The following is an 18,107-nucleotide window of genomic DNA, read 5'->3' on the forward strand; positions in this document are numbered from 1 at the left end:
TCTCGCCCAATCAATGGGAGGCCCCTTGCCGCCGTTCCGAACCCACGCCGCACCGTGCGCGAGCCGCGACGGGGCGGGAGGATAATCACAGTTTTTACAATGACTTGACCTAGGTTAGTCGCGGATCAGCGCGCGCAGGGCCTCGATCCGGTCGGCTTCGTGCACCGGCTTGTCCCAGCGGATCCGGTGGATGCGCGGGAAACGCATGGCGAGGCCCGACTTGTGCCGCTTCGAGGAATGGACGCTGTCGAACGCGACCTCGAAGACGAGGCTGCGATTGGTCTCGCGCACCGGGCCGAAGCGATTGACGGTGTTCTGCCGCACGTGGCGGTCGAGCTTTTTCAGCTCCGCATCGGTGAAGCCCGAATAGGCTTTGCCGACGGGCAGCAGGTCCGCGCCTTCGTCCGGGTCGCCGTCCCAGCAGCCGAAGGTGTAGTCCGAATAGAAGCTCGACCGCTTGCCGCTGCCCCGCTGGGCATACATCAGCACGCAGTCGATCAGCAGCGGGTCGCGCTTCCACTTGTACCACAGCCCGACCTTGCGCCCGGCGAGATAGGCGCTGTCGCGGCGTTTGAGCATGAGCCCCTCGATCGCCTCGTCGCGCGCGGTTTCGCGGATTTCTGCGAGATGTTCGAAGTCGCGCGCCTCGACCACCTGCGACAGGTCGAAGCGTTCGTCCGGCAGCCGCTCCATCAGCGCCTCGAGCCGCGTGCGCCGCTCGGTCCACGGAAGATCGCGCAGGTCGCGCCCTTCGAGCAGCAGCGCATCGTAAAGCCGCACGAAGGCGGGCGCTTCGGCGAGCAGCTTTTTCGAGACGGTCTTGCGCCCGAGCCTCTGCTGAAGCGCGTTGAAACTCGCAGCACCCCCTTCGGCCCCGCCCTGCGTCTCGCCCCGGACCAGCAATTCGCCGTCGAGCACCGCGTCCATCGGCAAGGCATCGAGCATTTCGGGGAAACTCGCGGAAATGTCGTCGCCGCTGCGCGAATAAAGGCGCGTGGCGGGCACGCCGTCCTTGGTCACCCGCACCAGCTGGACCCGGATGCCGTCCCATTTCCACTCGGCGGCGTAATCCGCGAGGTCGACGACCGTTTCCTCGAGCGGGTGGGCGAGCATGAAGGGGCGAAAGCGCGGCATATGCGCGACATCGGGCGGGTCGCCGCCTTCGGCCGCCCAGTGGAACAGCTCGGCATAGGGGGGGCTAAGCGCGTGCCAGTACTCCTCGACCTCCTCCACCGCGACGTCGAAGGCGCGCGCGAAGGCGGTCTTGGCGAGGCGCGCGGAAATGCCGATCCGCATCCCTCCGGTGGCGAGCTTGATGAGAGCGAAGCGGCCATTGACGTCGAGCCGGTCGAGCAGTCTCGGCAATTCGCGCGGGGCGCTGGCGCGGGTCAGGGAGGACAGCGTCTCGACCACGCGGCTGACGGTGAGCGTGTCGTCCGGCTCTGGCGTTGCGCCTTGCGCCTCGGGCCACATCAGGCTCGCCGTTTCCGCCGTGTCGCCGACGAAATCGCGGCTGAGCGTCCACAGCACGGGATCGACCCGCTCCTTCATCAGGTTCCGGATGGTCGAAGATTTGACCGCAGGAAAATCGAGCTCTCCCGTCAGCGCGGCGAGCGCCCAGCCGCGGTCGGGATCGGGCGTTTCGCGCAGGTAATCCGCGATAAGGTCGAGCTTGCGGTTGCGGCTGGTCGTGTAGACCAGCGTGTCGAGCAGGGTGGCGAAGGCCTTCACGCGCCCCCCTTTGCGCTTTCACACGGGCGCAATCTGTGCTGGATAGCGGGCCGGCGGCGGGCCCCTGCCGCCCCCCTCTTCACGAAGGACAATTCGCCATGAAGGTCATGCCTTTCGCCGCCCTGCTCGTCGCGCTCGCCGCGGCGCAGCCCGCTTTTGCCCAGGACTCTGCCGAAGCCACCGCGCCTGCACCCGCCGAGACCGCCGTTCACGAAGGCCATGAAGGCCATGAAGGCCACGAAGCCCACGAAATGCCCGCCGCGCTCACCGTGGATACCCCGATCGAAACGCTTATGGCGGACGAGGCCGCCGCCGCCGTGCTCGAAACGCATCTGCCCGGCGTCGGCCAGCATCCTGCCTACGACCAGTTCAAGGCGATGAGCCTTGTCCAGCTGATGCCGTGGTCGCAGGGCATGATTACCGAGGAAACCCTCGAGCAGATCACCGCCGACCTCGCCGCGCTCGAGGACACTCCGGCGGAGTGACCGGCCGCGGGCGGGGGTCCGGATGGCCTCCGCCTCAGTCATCTTCGTCCTCGCGCCCGACCAGCGCCAGCGCGCGGGCACGGCGCTGGCCGAGTTCGCACCAGCGCAGCAGCGCTTCCTCGCGCCCGTGGGTGATCCACGTTTCGGCCGGGTCGACCTCGTCGATGGTTGTGGTGAGCTCATTCCAGTCGGCATGGTCCGAAATCACCAGCGGCAGTTCGACATTGCGTTGCCGGGCGCGCTGGCGCACGCGCATCCACCCGCTCGCCATGGCGGTGATCGCTTCTGGCAAGCGGCGTGACCAGCGGTCGTTGAGGGCGGATGGCGGCGCGACGACGATGGAGCCGCGCATCTCGTCCTTCATGTGATCGCTCACAAGGCGTAGATCGCCGAGCGCCACGCCATGCTCCTCGTAGAGCCGGCACATCTTCTCCATTGCCCCGTGTAGGTAGATCGGATCTTGGTGGCCCGCCGCGCGCAACTCGGCGATCACCCGCTGCGCCTTGCCGAGCGCATAGGCGCCGACCAGCACGCAGCCGTCCGGATTACCGCGCAGCGCCGTGAGGAGCTTGCCCATCTCTTCCTCGATGGGAGGGTGGGTGAAGATGGGCAGGCCGAAAGTCGCCTCGGTGATGAAAATGTCGCAGGGGACGACTTCGAACGGGGCGCAGGTGGGGTCGGCGCGGCGCTTGTAGTCGCCCGTGATGACGACCCGCTCGCCCGCGTGTTCGAGCAGGATCTGGGCGCTGCCGAGGACATGGCCGGCGGGGACGAAGGTCGCATCGACGCCGCCGGGCAGGCGGATCGTCTCGCCATAGGCCACCGGAGTGGCTTTCGACGGCATCTCGCCCGAGCCGTCCTCTACCCCGGTGCGGTATCGCAGCGCCATGATCGCTAGGGTTTCGGGCGTGGCGATGGTCTCGTCGTGCCCGCCGCGCGCGTGGTCGGCATGGCCGTGGGTGACGAGCGCGCGGTCCACCGCGCGGCCCGGATCGACCCAGCAATCCGCGGGGACGACATGGACGCCCCACGGTTCGGGCCGGATCCAGGAGAAGGGCGCGCTCACGCCTGTGTCAAAGCGCGGGACGGGGGCCCGTTCCCTATTCCTCGCCCTTGGCGTCTTCCCGGTACTTGTCGAACCACGCGATCACGCTTGCCGTGCGCGCGGCCTGCTGGCTCGGCGTCTGCGAGAGGTTGTTATGGCTCGAATCCGGCGTGACGACGAGCGCGCTGTCGATCCCCTGCAGCTTGAGCGCGGCGTAATACTGCTCGGCCTCGCTGCGCGGCGTGCGGTAATCCTCCGCACCGACCAGCACCAGCGTCGGGGTCGTGACATTGCCGACAAGGCTGAGCGGCGAGCGCTTCCAGTAGTGCTCCGGATCCTCCCACGGCATCGCACCCAACCAGTAGCGCCCGAAATAGGGGACGGCATCGGCAGTCAGGGCGAAGCTCGTCCAGTTGATGACCGGCTTGTGCACGGCGGCGGCCTTGAAGCGATCGGTCTTGCCCACGACCCACGCGGTCAGCACCCCGCCGCCCGAACCGCCGGTGACGAAAAGCTGGTCGGGGTCGGCATAGCCCGCCGCGATGGCGGCATCGACCGCGGCCATCAGCTCGTCGAAATTGGAGATCGGGTAATTGTCCTCGATCCGGTCGGCGAAAGCCTCGCCATAGCCGGTCGAGCCGCCGGGATTGGTGAACAGCACGGCATAGTCCGCCGCGCCGTAAAGCTGGTAATCGGCAGAGAATTCAGGGCCATAGGCAGCGTAAGGCCCGCCGTGCATCTCGAGGATCATCGGAACGCGGTCGCCTTCCTCGTATCCGGGGGGCAGCATGATCCAGCTCTGGATCGGCGTGCCGTCCGGGGCGGTTACGGCGATCTCGCGGGTTTCGCCGAGCTGCTTGTCCGCCAGCTTTACCGCGTTGAGCGAGGTGAGGGTGCGCACGACCTTGCCGTTGGAGACGCCGATATCGGGCGGTGCGGTGGTGCTTGCCGTCGTGAAGGCGAGCGTGCCGCCCTCGCTCACCGACCATTCGCCACCGGTATAGGGCAGGGCGTAATAGGTGCTGCCAAGCTCGGCCGGGTAGACATCGAGCGCGTCGCCGCGCACGACCTTCGCCACGCGGTGCTTGCCCTCGTCCTCGTAGCTGACGAAGAGACCCGCATCGGTCCATTCGACGCCATCGATCCCCCGGTCGAGATCGCGCACGCGCTGGCGCTGGCCGCTGCCGTCGGTGCGCATGACGTAGAGATTGGTCTGGTCGAAGGCATTGCCCACGTCGTCGAAGCCGAGATAGGCGATGGACTTGCCGTCGGGCGAGACCTGCGGGGCGAAGTCCGGGCCGCTGCGGGTGGTGAGCTGCGTGATCGCGCCGCTGGCGAGATCGAGCGCATAGATGTCGGATTCGAGCGGCTGGAGCTCCCAGTCCTCGCGGCGGTTGGCGCTGTAATAGAGCTTCGATCCATCCGGCGCCCATTCGACCGTGCCGCCATTGTCGTATTCGCCGAAGGTCAGCTGGCGCGCATCGCCCCCGGTCGCGGCGACCAGGAAGAGCTGCATCGTGCCCGGCTTCACATAGCCCCCGCCGTCGCGGCGATAGGCCGCGCGGTCGATCACCTGCAGCGGCTTGCCCCATTCGGCGCCCTCGGGCTTGGCGGGCGGTGTGCCCAGCGTCAGGCCCTTCCCGGCGATCCGCGCAGTGAAGGCGATGCGCGTGCCGTCGGGGGACCACGCGATCGCCGCGGGCGCTTCGGGCAGGGCGGTGATGTTGGCGCTGTCGCCGCTTTCCATCCAGCGCACGTGAAGCTCCGGCCCGCCGCCGCTCATCGTCGACACATAGGCGAGGCGCGTCCCGTCGGGCGACCAGCGCGGGGAGACGTGCGATCCCGCCCCGGTGACGAGCGGGGTTTGAGCGCCTGTCGCCACGTCGATCAGCCAGATCGAGGACACCGCGCGGTCGGTCATGATGTCGTTGGTGCGCCGGACATAGGCGATTTTTCTGCCGTCCGGGCTGATCTGCGGGTCCGCCGCGACCGACAGGCCGAACAGGTCGGCGCCGGTGAATTTCGTCTCCGGCCCGGCAGGCGCGTCGTCTTTTGCGGTGTCCTGCGCGGCGAGCGGCGTGCCCGCTAGCGCGAGGCAGACGGCGGTCAGGAAAAAGCGTGTGATCATCGTCGGTCCCCGTATCTGGTGCCTTGCAGCTACGGGGACCGACCAATCACAATTCGGTCACGAATACCAGAGGCGAGCGCTCACTTCTCGGCGCCGCTGCCCGAGGCTTCGGGCTTGGGATCGGCGTCCTTCTTGGGTGGTGCCTTCTTCGCCGCGGGCTTCTTCTTGGCAGGAGCCTTGCGCTTCGTCTTGGGCGGGGCGGGGGTCAGCTCGAAGCTCGGCTTGCCGTCCTTGATGCTGACATGGACCTCGCCGCCATCGGCGAGCTTGCCGAACAGCAGTTCTTCGGCAAGCGGCTGCTTGATCCGCTCCTGGATGAGGCGGCCCATCGGGCGCGCGCCATAGAGCTTGTCATAGCCCTTGTCGGCGAGCCACGAGCGCGCGTCGCTGTCGAACTGGATGTGGACGTTCTGTTCGGCGAGCTGAAGTTCGAGCTCGAGGATGAACTTGTCCACGACCCGCGCGACGGTCGACTTGCCGAGATAGGCGAAGGGCACGATCGCATCGAGGCGGTTGCGGAATTCGGGGGTGAACATCTTCTTCACCGCCTCGTCGCCCGCGTCGGCCTTCGACACGTCGCCAAAGCCGATACCCTGCCGCGCCATGTCCGCCGCGCCCGCGTTCGTCGTCATGATGAGCACGACATTGCGGAAATCGACCGTCTTGCCGTGGTGATCGGTCAGGCGCCCGTTGTCCATCACCTGCAGCAGGATGTTGAACAGGTCAGGGTGCGCCTTTTCGATCTCGTCGAGCAGGAGGACGCAATGTGGGTTCTGGTCGACCGCGTCGGTCAGCAGGCCGCCCTGGTCGTAGCCGACATAGCCCGGAGGCGCGCCGATCAGGCGGCTGACCGAATGGCGCTCCATGTATTCGCTCATGTCGAAGCGCTTGAGTTCGATGCCCATGATCGAGGCGAGCTGGCGCGCCACCTCGGTCTTGCCGACGCCGGTGGGGCCGGAGAACAGGAAGGAGCCGATCGGCTTGTCCGGATCGCGCAGGCCGGCGCGGCTCAGCTTCATGGCCGTGGCGAGGCGCACGATCGCATCGTCCTGCCCGTAAACCACGTGCTTGAGGTCGCGTTCGAGGTTTTCGAGCGCCTTCTTGTCGTCCGCGCTGACCGATTTCGGCGGAATGCGAGCCATGGTCGCGATGACCGCCTCGATTTCCTTGCCGGTGATCTTCTTCTTGCGGCGGCTCGGCGGCACCAGCATCTGCATCGCGCCGACCTCGTCGATCACGTCGATCGCCTTGTCCGGCAGCTTGCGGTCGTTGATGTAGCGCGCCGACAGCTCGACCGCGGTCTTGAGCGCGTCGGGCGTGTACTTGACGTTGTGATGCTCCTCGAAGGCGCTGCGCAGGCCCTTGAGGATCTTGATCGTGTCCTCGATCGTCGGCTCGTTGACGTCGATCTTCTGGAACCGGCGCAGCAGGGCGCGGTCCTTTTCGAAGTGGTTGCGGAATTCCTTGTAGGTGGTCGATCCGATGCAGCGGATCGTCCCGCCCGACAGCGCGGGCTTCAAAAGGTTCGAGGCGTCCATCGCTCCGCCGCTGGTCGCGCCCGCTCCGATTACGGTGTGGATCTCGTCGATGAAGAGGATCGCGTGCGGCATCCCTTCGAGTTCGGAGACGACCTGCTTGAGCCGTTCCTCGAAATCGCCGCGATAGCGCGTGCCCGCGAGCAGCGCGCCCATGTCGAGCGAATAGATCACCGCTTCGGAGAGCACCTCGGGCACGTCACCTTCGACGATCTTGCGCGCGAGCCCTTCGGCGATGGCGGTCTTCCCGACACCGGGATCGCCGACATAAAGCGGGTTGTTCTTGGAACGGCGGCAGAGGATCTGGACCGTGCGGTCGACCTCGGGCCCGCGGCCGATCAGCGGGTCGACCTTGCCGGCTTCGGCCTTGGCGTTGAGATTGACCGTGAACTGGTCGAGCGCGGTTTCCTTCTTGTTGCCGCTTTCCTTCTGGGTTTCGGCCGCTGCCTCGCCCTCTTCGGAGCCCTGCGGCGATTTCGATTCGATCTGGCGACCGCCTTTGCCGATGCCGTGGCTGATATAGCTCACCGCATCCAGACGGCTCATGTCCTGCTGCTGGAGGAAATAGACCGCGTAGGAATCGCGCTCGGAGAACAGCGCGACCAGCACGTTGGCGCCCGTCACCGTGTCCTTGCCCGAGGACTGAACGTGCAGGATCGCGCGCTGGATCACCCGCTGGAATCCGGCGGTCGGCTGCGGGTCGCTGCCTTCGTCGGTCTTCAGGGACTGGTATTCCTGGTCGAGATACTGCTTCACCACATCGCCGAGTTCGGCAAGATCGACCCCGCAGGCGGCCATGACCTGCGCCGCGTCCTCGTCGTCGATCAGCGCGAGCAGCAGGTGTTCCAGCGTCGCGTATTCGTGACGCCGCTCTGACGCATTGCCGAGAGCGTTGTGCAGGGTTCTTTCGAGGTTCTGTGCGAAACTGGGCATGGCGGTCTCTTCTGGGGGGCGGGCGGAAACTCCGGGAGAGGGAGCGGTGGGACGGGCTCTAGCGGGCCTCTTTTCTGGTATATGGGACGGCTTTACGGTTTTGCGAATCCGGCTGCGCGATTGGCACGCAGGGGGAGGGATCGGACGCGATCATGAAGCGGGCTTGCTGAACAGGGCATTGGCGGCGGCCATGTGGTCGGCCGCCTTGTCCCGGTGCGCGCGAACGCGGGCGATCTCGGCTTCGAGCAGGGCGATGCGTTCGTCCAGTTCGGCCCGCGAATAGGGTGCGAGATCCTCAGCGCCGAGGCGACTCGCGGCGTCTCCCTTGGGCCGGGGGCGGTCTTCGTCATCCATTGGAGCGGAGCATCGCAAGCAAGACCGCTTGCTGTCAATGGACACGAAAGCTATTCGCGTTGCCGCTTACGCAACAGGGGCAGGCGCAATGGGCATGGGGCAAGGGGCAGGAATACCGGAGCGGATGAAGGCGATCGGGTTCGCCGAGCCTGGCGGGCCGGATGTGCTCGCGCCCGGCGAGACGGAAACGCCGCGCCCCGGACCCTGCGACGTGCTGATCCGGGTCGCCTATGCCGGGGTCAATCGCCCCGACTGCCTCCAGCGTGCGGGCGCCTATCCGCCGCCGCCGGGCGCTTCGCCGATCCTCGGGCTCGAGGTCGCGGGCGAGGTCGTCGCGGTCGGCGAGGAGGTTCCCGACACCATGCTCGGCCAGCCGGTCGCCGCGCTGACGCCGGGCGGTGGCTATGCCGAATATTGCACCGCGCCCTGGAACCACTGCCTGCCCGTCCCCGAAGGCATGGACTTGAGGATCGCCGCCGCCCTGCCCGAAACGCTCTTCACCGTGTGGCACAACCTGTTTGAGCGCGGCATGGCGAAGGACGGCGAGCGGGTGCTCGTCCACGGCGGTACGTCGGGCATCGGGACCATGGCGATCCTGCTCGGCAAGGCCTTCGGGATGGAGATGATCGTCACCTGCGGGGCCGAGGACAAGTGCGAGGCCGCCCGCCGGATCGGCGCGGATCTTGCGATCAATTACCGCGAGGAGGATTTCGTCGAAGCGGTGAAGGCCCATACCGGCGGCAAGGGCGTGAACGTGGTGCTCGACATGGTTTCGGGCGACTACGTGCCGCGCAACCTCAAATGCCTCGCCGAGGACGGGCGGCACGTCACCATCGCGGTGTTGGGCGGGGCGAAGGCCGAGCTGAACATGGCGGTCGTCATGATGCGGCGCTTCACCCTTACGGGATCGACCCTGCGCCCGCGCTCCGACGCGTTCAAGGCCGCGCTCGCCGATGAGATCGCCGCCAACGCCTGGCCGCTCTTCGCCAGCGGGGAGATCGCCCCGGTCATGGACAGAACCTTCCCGCTTGTCGAAGCAGCCGCCGCCCATGCGCGGATGGAAGCGGGCGAGCATATCGGCAAGATCGTGCTCGAGGTCGCGGGCGGCTAGTCCCGCCGCATTCGCCTTTCGGCGATCACAAACCTGTCACAAACAGTCTTCATTGCGCGTTTTGCGACTGAAACACAGTCGTCATGGACTTGTGGATTTACGCAAAACCGTAATCGAGCTGTGAATCGCACGTAACAAAGCACTGCCAAGGCAAGGGGGAGGAGACGAAAGCCGGGGAATACCAATGACCGACTTCATGCTGTCCGACCTGCCCGAAACCGTGTCCGATGCGATGGGCCCCTTCGCCAATGTCGCGAACCTGCCGCTGGCAGGGCCGAAGACCCCCGAGCCCGAGGGCCGCGAGCGGCGCAAATACCGCACGATCTGGATCAGCGACGTCCATCTCGGCACCAAGGGGTGCAATGCCGAAATGCTGATCGACTTCCTCGACAGCGTGGACAGCGACACCATGTATCTCGTCGGCGACATCATCGACGGCTGGCGCCTAAAGAAGAAGTTCTACTGGCCCGCTGCGCACAACGACATCGTCTGGCGTCTTCTGAAGCGCGCCAAGAGGGGCACGCGGATCGTCTACATTCCCGGCAACCACGACGAGATGTTCCGCCAGTTCACCGGATTGAATTTCGGCGGGATCGAGATCCGCCGTGCCGCCTTCCACGACACCGCCGACGGGCGGCGGCTGATGGTGCTGCACGGCGACGAATTCGACGCGGTGATGCTCTCGCACCGCTGGCTCGCCTTCGTCGGGGACTGGGCGTATACCACTGTCATGAAGCTCAATGTCGCGGTGAACGGCATTCGCAAGGCTCTCGGCAAGCCTTACTGGTCGCTGTCCAAGGCGGCGAAGCACAAGGTCAAGAACGCGGTCGAATTCATCGGCAAGTACGAAGAGGTCGTCGCGAAGGCCGCCGGCGAGCGCGGGGTCGACGGGGTCGTGTGCGGCCACATCCACACCGCCGAATTCCGCACCTTCCAGCACAATGGCCGCGACGTCGAATACTGGAACGACGGCGACTGGGTCGAAGGCTGCAACGCGCTGGTCGAGCACGAAGACGGACGCATGGAAATCCTCCACTGGCCCGAGGAGATCAGGCGGCGCGAAGCGAGCGAGGCTGCTGCGGTCGAGGGCGCACGGAACGTGCCCGATCCGGCGAAGGAAGCGGCGTGAACCAGCTTGCCCGCGTCGAGCCCGGCACCGGGGCGGATGTCGCGCGGGGGCGGGCCCGGTCGCCGCGCTCTGTCGCGCCCCGTTGCATCGCCATCGTCACCGATGCGTGGCATCCGCAAACCAATGGCGTGGTGCGCACGCTTTCGACCACCTGCGACCTGTTGCGCGCCTGGGGGCACGAGGTCACGGTGATCTCGCCCGAGCAATATCCCTCCTTCCCCGCGCCGACCTATCCCGAAATCCGGCTTGCGTTGACCGCGCCCGGCTCGGTCGGACGCCAGCTCGCGAAGATCGCGCCCGAGGCGGTCCATATCGCCACCGAAGGCCCGCTCGGCTTCGCCGCGCGGCGCTATTGCCTCAATCGGAAAGTGCCGTTCACGACCGCCTATCACACCCAGTTTCCCGACTATATCGCGCGCCGCACCGGCCTGCCGGCGAGCGCCTTCTGGCCCTATATCCGCTGGTTCCACCGCCCGGCGCAGCGGATCATGGTCGCAACCGAGACGATCCGCACGCAATTGCGTGAGCAAGGCCTCACCCACCTCACTCACTGGAGCCGGGGGGTCGATCTCGCCTGCTTCTCCCCCGATGCCCCGCCGCCGCCGGAATATGCCGGGCTCGAAGGACCGATCCTGCTCTATGTCGGGCGCGTCGCGGTCGAGAAGAACATCGAGGCCTTCCTCGCCTGCGACTATCCCGGGACCAAGGTGGTGGTCGGAGACGGCCCGGCGCGCGCCGCTCTGGAGGCGAAATTTCCCGAGGCGCGCTTCCTCGGCAAGCGCACCGGACGCGAGCTGGCGGGCTGCTATGCCGGGGCGGACGTGTTCGTATTTCCGAGCCGGACCGACACTTTCGGCCTGGTGATGATCGAGGCGCTCGCCTGCGGCACGCCGGTCGCGGCCTATCCCGTGCCCGGCCCGCTCGATATCCTCACAGACGCGGTCGGCGCGATGGGCGAAGACCTCGCCCGCGCGATCGACGCGGCGCGCTATTGCGACCGGGCCGAATGCGCCGCCCATGGCGCAAGCTTCAGCTGGGAAGCGGCGACGCGCCAGTTCCTGTCCGGGCTGGTCGCGCTCGAGGAAGAGGAATGCGTCTCGCTCACCTCTGCGCCCGTGCTCGAATTCTGAGCGGCGCCCCGCGCTAGCAGCCCATCTTGTTCCACTGGTTGCACGGCGTGTAGTTGGTGCGCCCGCCGTAATAGCGTTCGCGTTCCTGCTTGGCCCAGCCCGGCTCCTTACCGACGCCCGAGGACTTGGGCCGGTGGTCGTTCGCCGGGTTCTCGCCGCGCTTGACCCGCATCGCGTTGACCGCCCAGCCGCGCTTGTATTTCGGCCACCACACCTTCGACAGTGTGTCGAGCAAGGGCATGCTGAGATCGGACCCGCGCCCCGCCGAGACGGCCATTTCCGACAGTTCGAGGATCTCGTGCCAGTAGACCGTCGACTTGAGCGCGGGATCGGCGTGCATCTTCGCGGCGAAATTGGCCGCCTCGGGGAAACGCTTTTCCAGCACCAGCTTATCGAAGACCTTCCGCTTGGCGATGTCCTTAACATAGACCGGGTAATCGTCTCCCACTTCGGCCCGCTGGAGAAAATCGCGAGCGAATTCAGGGCCGGTCATCCTCACCCCTTGCGAAAAATTCCAGCTCGCCGGCTGGACGTAGCACTTGCCCATGTAGCGATAGAGCGCCTTTTCGTCATTGAGCGGGACGGTCCGCTCGATACGCTGGGCCGCCGCGATCATGTTCTGGACGAACACCTCCACGTCCCCGCCCGCCTTTTCGTAGAGCGTGTTGACGTAATGGGACATATGCCCCTCGGCGAAGACATGGCTGAGATCGCCGCTGATCGTGGGGAAGGTGTCTGGGGCTACGCGGGCCGTGATTGCCCAGACCTGCCAGGCGATCATGCAGTCGTACATCTCGTCGATGCCGTCGTCCTTGCTCCAGGTGAACTTGCCGTCCTCATAGGCTTTTCGCAGCGCCTTTTCGTGTTCGGTCGCCGGGCGCCAGCCGGTCTCGTTGTAGTCGGGCTGGGCGGCGGCTGGCATCGCGGAGCATAGGCCCAGCGCGGCGGCGAGAATGACAAGGCGGCGGATCATCAAGACGTCTCCCTTCGCCGCAAGGATGCCACGGAGGACGGCTGCGACCTTGGCAAAAAACGACAGCTGCCCGCCCGAACCCCGCCTTTTCCTTGCCGTTTCGCGCGGCATCGCCTATTTCGGCTCCCGCAACGGCCGCTCCGCGAGGGGCGGCCCTTCTATTTTGAACGGAGATTTCCCATGGCACTCAAGGATCAGCCCAAGCCGCTGATGCCGCACGCCACCGCCACCTGGCTGGTCGATCACACGGCCCTGTCCTTCGAACAGATCGCGGAATTCTGCGGGCTCCACATTCTCGAAGTGCAGGCAATGGCCGACGATCTCGCGGGGAGCAAGTACACCGGCCGCGACCCGGTCCACGCGGGCGAACTCACGCTCGAGGAGATCGAGAAGGGGCAGGCGGACTCGTCCTACTCGCTCAAGATGCACAAGGCGCCGGTCGAAGTGACCCGGACCAAGGGTCCGCGCTACACCCCGGTGTCGAAGCGGCAGGACAAGCCGGACGGCATCGCCTGGATCCTGCGCAACCATCCCGAAGTGTCGGACGCGCAGATTTCCAAGCTGATCGGGACCACCCGCAACACGATCGGCGCGATCCGCGACCGCTCGCACTGGAACATCCAGAACATCCAGCCCAAGGATCCCGTCACGCTCGGCCTGTGTTCGCAGCGTGAACTCGACGCGGTCGTCGCCAAGGCGGCGAAGCGCGCCGGGGTCGCCGAGGACGCGGAGGCCGAAGCGGTCGACGGGCGCAGCGACAAGGATCGCCTGATCGAGGAACTGCGCGCCGAACGCGAGGCCAATGCCAAGGCCGCCGCCGAAGCGGCGCAGGAAGCCGAAGCCGAAGCGTGGCTCGCCGCGCGCCGCGAGGCCGAAGAAGAAATGCTCGATCCTGAAAGCGGCTTTTCGACTCCCGCCCCGCGCGAGGACGAAGGGATCGCCGAACCGGACAATGCCCCGGAGAACGCCGAGGAGGATCACGGCGACAATTCCTGATTACCGGGCCTGTTTTCGGCCTGATCCGGTCGGCACATCAAGCATCGAAGACCGCCCGGCTGGCTCCGCGCCAGCCGGGCGGTCCTCGTTCGGGCCGGGCCGCCGCACGCATCGAGCGGAAAAACTTGCAAAAGCGACGCATTGTCGGCGATCTCCCGCTTGAACGCGGCAGAGGGATCGGCCATGGCTACTTACATGAATGTCAATAACGCCGCCTACCACCACCCGACGCCCTGGGACACGACCTTCGAGCCGATCAGCCTGCCCGACATGCTCGCGCGGGCGGCCGGGAAGAACCCGAACGCACCCTTCCTCCATTTCCTCGGACGCACCTATTCCTATGGCGAAATTCTCGCCGAAGCGCGCCGCTTCGCCGCCGGGCTTTCCGCCATGGGAATCGCCAAGGGCGACCGGGTCGGCCTGTTCCTGCCCAATGTCCCGATCTATGCGAGCGCCTATTACGGCGCGATGATGGCGGGCGCGGTCGTGGTCAATTTCTCGCCGCTCTACACGGTCGAGGAGCTTGCCTGGCAGGTCGGCGATTCGGGCACGCGCGTGCTGGTGACGCTTGACGTGCCCGAGCTTTACGCCACCGCGCGCGACGTGCTGGCGGCCTCGGACCTCGAAACGCTGGTCATCGGCTCGCTCGCCGACATGCTGCCGACGCTCAAGGGGCTGGCCTTTCGCCTGCTGAAACGCAGCCAGATCGCCTCGGTCGAATGGTCGAACAGCGTGCGCCGGTGGAAGGACTGCACACCCGGCGGCGCGTTCGAGCCCATCGCGCTCGACCCGCGCGAGGATCTGGCCCTGCTGCAATACACCGGCGGGACGACCGGGCGACCCAAGGGCGCCATGCTAGGCCACGACCAGCTTTCGGTGAACGCCCAGCAGGTCGCCGCGATCAACCCCTTCGGGAACGCATCGGGCGAGGTCTTCATGGGGGCGCTGCCGTTTTTCCATGTCTTCGCCAACACCGCGCTGCTGAACCACGCGGTCGTCACGGGCGCCTCGATCGCAATGGTCCCGCGGTTCGAGGCCGCGCAGGTGCTGGAGACGATGGACAAGTGCCGCACCACCGGCTTTCCCGGCGTGCCGACCATGTTCCAGGCGCTGCTCGACCATCCCGACCTTGCGAAAACCGACCTCTCCGCGCTCAAGGTCTGCATTTCGGGCGGCGCGCCGATGCCCGCCGCGGTCCACACGCGCTTCGAAGAGGTCACCGGCGTGCGGCTGGTCGAAGGCTATGGCCTGACCGAAAGCGCCGGGGTCGTCTCGGTCAACCCTTACGAGGGCTTTCGCAAGAAGGGCACGATCGGGCAGCTGGTGGCTGGGACCGAGATCCTGCTGCTCGACAAGGAGGACCCGACGAAGCTAGCGCCCGAAGGCGAGCCGGGCGAACTCGCGATCCACGGGCCGCAGGTCATGCGCGGCTACTGGAACCGGCCCGAGACCGAGGCCGAGACCTTCGTCACCCACGGAAACAAGCGCTACCTGAGAACCGGCGACGTCGCGGTGATGGACGAGGACGGGTTCCTGTCGATCGTCGACCGGATCAAGGACATGATCGCGGTCGGCGGGTTCAAGGTCTTCCCGAGCGTGGTCGAGGACGAGATCCTCAAGAATGAAGCGGTCAAGGAAGCGCTCGTGATCGGCGTGCCGGACGACTACCTCGGCGAGGTTCCGCGCGCCTATGTGACGTTGAAGGACGATGCCGGCGCAACCGCGGAGGAGCTGAAGGGCTGGCTCAACCGGCACGTCGGCAAGCACGAGCGGGTCGATGCGGTGGTGATCCGCGACGACCTGCCGCGCACCATCATAGGCAAGCTCGATCGCAAGGCGCTGCGCGCCGAGGTGCTTTGAAGACCGTCATGAAAAAGCGCCGCAGTCCCGGTTGGGGCGCGGCGCCTTTCCGGCCGGGTGCGGCCTCAATTGGTGAGTTGGAGCGCGGCCTCTTCCGCTTCGTCCGCAGCCGGGCCGGAGACGGCGTGAGCCGCCTGGCGCTGCGAATTGGGGGAGAATCGCCCGTCGACCGCCGCGCCCTGTTCGATCGTCAGCGCGTCGTAATGCACGTCGCCTTCGATCCGGGCGCTCTTGAGGATGACGAGTTCGCGCGCGGTGATCGACCCGACCACCCGCCCGGCAAGACGCGCGGTTTCCGCGATCACGGCGCCATGGACCTCGCTCGTTTCGCCCTGCACCAGCGAGGCGCACTTGATGTCGCCTTCGATCGTGCCGTCGACGTGAAGGTCGGCCGAGGCGGAGATGTCGCCCTTGATCGAGACGTCCGAGCCGATGACGGAAAAGGTCGAGCTGCCCGAAGCCATCGCCCTATTCCCCGCCTTCGGGGCTGCGGCGGGGCGCGCCTGTTCCGCGGGCTTCTTTGAGAACATCGGGAGCAGTCTCCAGAAAGGGGCGCGGATTGACCGCGCGATTGTTGAGGCGGACCTCGAAATGAAGGTGCGGCCCCGTAGAGCGGCCGCTGCTGCCGAGCCCGCCGAGCGTGGCGCCGGCTTCGACCCGCTGGCCGCGTTTCACGTCGATCCGCGAGAGGTGGGCGTAGCGGGTGACGAGCCCGGTCGCATGGGTAACCTCGACGCATTTGCCATAGCCCGAACGCCATCCCGCGAAGGACACGCGGCCCTTGGCGGCGGCGAAGATAGGCGAGCCGAAGGCGCCCTTGAAATCGATCCCGGCATGCATCGCGCCGCGCCCGTTGAAGGGGTCGCGGCGATAGCCGAAGCCGGAGGTGATCTTGTCAACGCTGGCCGGGACGACCTGCGGGATGCCGTCGAGCGCGCGCTCGAGCGTCGCCATGCGGGCAAGGCTCAGGCCGAGGCGTTCGAAACGCGGATCGAGGCTGCCGTCCGCCGAGGTCGCGAGCGCTTCGAACGGGCCACCCATGCCGCCCGCCGAGCGCTCGGCATTGCGGGCCATGGCGCGCGGGTCGAGCTTGAGCTTGCGCAGCGCCGCTTCGGCGCGGTCGGCGCGCCAGTCGGCGAAGCGGGTCAGTTTCTCGACGAAGGCAAGCTGGCGCGCCTCGATCTCGGCAAGGCCGCGGGCCTGCGGGAGGACGGCGCCGACGTGGTCGATCGTCTTGGCGGTCTCTTCCGAGGAATCGGTGACGGTCCCGCTCGCGTCCTTGATGTCCTCGGGCAGCATCCGCGCCATCGCGTCGAGGAATTCCTGGCGCTGGTTGAGTTCATCGACGACCCGTTCGAGATCGCCGCCATAGGCTTCGATCCGCTCCTGCGCGGTGGCGATGCGGGCCTTTTCAGACTGGAAGGAGGCGAGGTCGCTTTCGGCGCGATACTGATTCCACGCCATTACGCCCATCGATCCGGCCCAGCCGATGCCCAGAGCGAGCGCCGCGCCGGCGATGCCCATCTGCAGACGCGAAGAGATCCGGATGAAGCGGACGTGCCCTTGCGAGCGCATGAAGAATTCGCGCTCGGGGAACCACTGGCGCAGTCGTTCCCCCCACCCGTGTGCGGTCGAATTGTCTGACAAGAGCGGCCCCGAATCTTTGTATAAACCCGTCATTGGGCTAACAAGCAGATGTAAACGGGTCGAATCCCCGCTCCCCCGGAAGGGGCGAATCGAACCATAAGCGGGACGAAGCGTTCCTTCGCCTAGCAAAGTTTGTCGCATATCCTTCGGCTCGCTGCGTATGTGACGCTAACCGGCCGTGGATTGGCCCTGCGTGCAGCGCGATTTCCGGCGGGCCTGACACCGTGCCGCGCGCCTGCTAGGCAAATGGGGATGAAACAGCATTTCGGGCTGCCCGCGCCCCTAGTCTCCCCCCAATCATGATCCCACCAAGCCATCCTCCGGTGCCCTTCGCACGCACCTTGATGCGCCGACCTGTTGCCCGAGAGCGACGGGGGGTGCGCACGGGCCTTTTAGGGGGCAGCTTCAACCCGGCGCATGGCGGCCACCGGCGCATCACCCGCTTTACCATCGACGCGCTCGGACTCGATGCGGCGTGGTGGCTGGTGTCGCCCGGCAATCCGCTCAAGGCGCGCGAGGGCATGGCCCCGCTGACGGCGCGCATGCGCTCTGCCGCAGCGCAGGCCCGCCGCGCGAGGATCGTGCCGACCGCGATCGAGCGCGAACTCGGCACGCGCTACACGCTTGACACGCTGCGCCGCCTTGAGAGGCGCTATCCCCGCCGCGACTTCGTGTGGCTGATGGGGTCGGACAACCTCGCCCAGTTCCACCTGTGGAAGGGCTGGCGCGAAATCGCCCGGACAATGCCGATTGCGGTGATTGCAAGGCCGGGTTATAACGCACGGGCCATGACGAGCCCCGCCATGGCCTGGCTTCGGCGCTATCGTGTGCCGGTCGCCAGTTTTCGGAAACGGGGGCATTGGAGCGCACCGGCACTGGTGTTTCTGCAGTTCGATCCCGACCCACGCTCGGCCACGGCGATCCGCCGCGGACGGGAGGATTGGGCGTCCGGGCTTGGCGACACCCCGCTGCGCGACCGGCTGACATTCCGCCGGATCGACCCCACGGAGGACGCATGAGACGCGGCGCGTCCGTTCATGCTCTCATGTC

Annotated in this window: 15 protein-coding genes; 7 read left to right on the forward strand and 8 right to left on the reverse strand. The window is 66.6% G+C overall.

Going from position 1 to position 18,107, the window contains the following annotated elements; genetic code table 11:
* Window positions 1–114: 114 nt before the first annotated feature.
* Window positions 115–1,731 (reverse strand): cisplatin damage response ATP-dependent DNA ligase, encoded by a 1,617-nt coding sequence (locus G9473_RS13110; protein WP_291133780.1) that lies wholly within the window; start codon window positions 1,729–1,731, stop codon window positions 115–117.
* Between the two features lie 98 nt (window positions 1,732–1,829).
* Between G9473_RS13110 and G9473_RS13115 the strand changes: the two genes are divergently transcribed.
* On the forward strand, window positions 1,830–2,216 hold the full coding sequence (locus G9473_RS13115; protein ID WP_291133781.1) for a hypothetical protein: 387 nt from the start codon (window positions 1,830–1,832) through the stop codon (window positions 2,214–2,216).
* Window positions 2,217–2,250: 34 nt separating this feature from the next.
* On the opposite strand, the gene G9473_RS13120 is transcribed toward G9473_RS13115, so the two are convergent.
* The 4 genes from G9473_RS13120 to G9473_RS13135 all read right to left on the reverse strand — a co-directional run bounded on the left by G9473_RS13120 (window position 2,251) and on the right by G9473_RS13135 (window position 8,211).
* Window positions 2,251–3,282 carry a ligase-associated DNA damage response exonuclease gene (locus G9473_RS13120; RefSeq protein ID WP_291133783.1) on the reverse strand — a complete coding sequence of 344 codons (1,032 nt, stop codon included), beginning with the start codon at window positions 3,280–3,282 and terminating at the stop codon, window positions 2,251–2,253.
* A gap of 34 nt (window positions 3,283–3,316) precedes the next feature.
* On the reverse strand, window positions 3,317–5,389 hold the full coding sequence (locus tag G9473_RS13125; RefSeq protein ID WP_291133784.1) for a S9 family peptidase: 2,073 nt from the start codon (window positions 5,387–5,389) through the stop codon (window positions 3,317–3,319).
* A gap of 80 nt (window positions 5,390–5,469) precedes the next feature.
* Window positions 5,470–7,857, reverse strand: a complete 2,388-nt coding sequence (gene clpA, locus G9473_RS13130) for an ATP-dependent Clp protease ATP-binding subunit ClpA (RefSeq protein ID WP_291133786.1) — start codon at window positions 7,855–7,857, stop codon at window positions 5,470–5,472.
* Window positions 7,858–8,007: 150 nt separating this feature from the next.
* Window positions 8,008–8,211, reverse strand: a complete 204-nt coding sequence (locus G9473_RS13135) for a DUF1192 domain-containing protein (protein WP_291133788.1) — start codon at window positions 8,209–8,211, stop codon at window positions 8,008–8,010.
* Window positions 8,212–8,335: 124 nt separating this feature from the next.
* Between G9473_RS13135 and G9473_RS13140 the strand changes: the two genes are divergently transcribed.
* The 3 genes from G9473_RS13140 to G9473_RS13150 all read left to right on the forward strand — a co-directional run bounded on the left by G9473_RS13140 (window position 8,336) and on the right by G9473_RS13150 (window position 11,581).
* Window positions 8,336–9,322 carry an NAD(P)H-quinone oxidoreductase gene (locus G9473_RS13140; protein ID WP_291133790.1) on the forward strand — a complete coding sequence of 329 codons (987 nt, stop codon included), beginning with the start codon at window positions 8,336–8,338 and terminating at the stop codon, window positions 9,320–9,322.
* A gap of 232 nt (window positions 9,323–9,554) precedes the next feature.
* Window positions 9,555–10,451 carry a UDP-2,3-diacylglucosamine diphosphatase gene (locus G9473_RS13145; protein ID WP_291138469.1) on the forward strand — a complete coding sequence of 299 codons (897 nt, stop codon included), beginning with the start codon at window positions 9,555–9,557 and terminating at the stop codon, window positions 10,449–10,451.
* An 86-nt stretch (window positions 10,452–10,537) separates the two neighbouring features.
* Window positions 10,538–11,581 carry a glycosyltransferase family 1 protein gene (locus tag G9473_RS13150; RefSeq protein ID WP_291138472.1) on the forward strand — a complete coding sequence of 348 codons (1,044 nt, stop codon included), beginning with the start codon at window positions 10,538–10,540 and terminating at the stop codon, window positions 11,579–11,581.
* 13 nt (window positions 11,582–11,594) lie between these two features.
* Here the strand turns inward: G9473_RS13150 and G9473_RS13155 are convergent, their stop codons facing one another.
* Window positions 11,595–12,554, reverse strand: a complete 960-nt coding sequence (locus G9473_RS13155) for a hypothetical protein (RefSeq protein ID WP_291133791.1) — start codon at window positions 12,552–12,554, stop codon at window positions 11,595–11,597.
* A gap of 180 nt (window positions 12,555–12,734) precedes the next feature.
* Between G9473_RS13155 and G9473_RS13160 the strand changes: the two genes are divergently transcribed.
* Window positions 12,735–13,550 carry a DUF1013 domain-containing protein gene (locus G9473_RS13160; RefSeq protein ID WP_291133793.1) on the forward strand — a complete coding sequence of 272 codons (816 nt, stop codon included), beginning with the start codon at window positions 12,735–12,737 and terminating at the stop codon, window positions 13,548–13,550.
* A 195-nt stretch (window positions 13,551–13,745) separates the two neighbouring features.
* Entirely contained in the window at window positions 13,746–15,410 is a 1,665-nt protein-coding gene (locus tag G9473_RS13165) for a long-chain fatty acid--CoA ligase (protein WP_291133795.1), read from the forward strand.
* 65 nt (window positions 15,411–15,475) lie between these two features.
* On the opposite strand, the gene G9473_RS13170 is transcribed toward G9473_RS13165, so the two are convergent.
* The gene (locus tag G9473_RS13170) at window positions 15,476–15,874 is read right to left on the reverse strand and encodes a polymer-forming cytoskeletal protein (RefSeq protein WP_291133796.1); all 399 of its coding nucleotides are present in this window, start codon (window positions 15,872–15,874) and stop codon (window positions 15,476–15,478) included.
* A gap of 4 nt (window positions 15,875–15,878) precedes the next feature.
* On the reverse strand, window positions 15,879–17,057 hold the full coding sequence (locus G9473_RS13175) for a peptidoglycan DD-metalloendopeptidase family protein (RefSeq protein WP_367159102.1): 1,179 nt from the start codon (window positions 17,055–17,057) through the stop codon (window positions 15,879–15,881).
* Window positions 17,058–17,401: 344 nt separating this feature from the next.
* Between G9473_RS13175 and G9473_RS13180 the strand changes: the two genes are divergently transcribed.
* Window positions 17,402–18,076 (forward strand): nicotinate-nucleotide adenylyltransferase, encoded by a 675-nt coding sequence (locus G9473_RS13180; RefSeq protein WP_291133798.1) that lies wholly within the window; start codon window positions 17,402–17,404, stop codon window positions 18,074–18,076.
* Window positions 18,077–18,107: the final 31 nt, after the last annotated feature.

Source organism: Erythrobacter sp., assembly GCF_011765465.1.
Taxonomy (GTDB): Bacteria; Pseudomonadota; Alphaproteobacteria; order Sphingomonadales; family Sphingomonadaceae; genus Erythrobacter.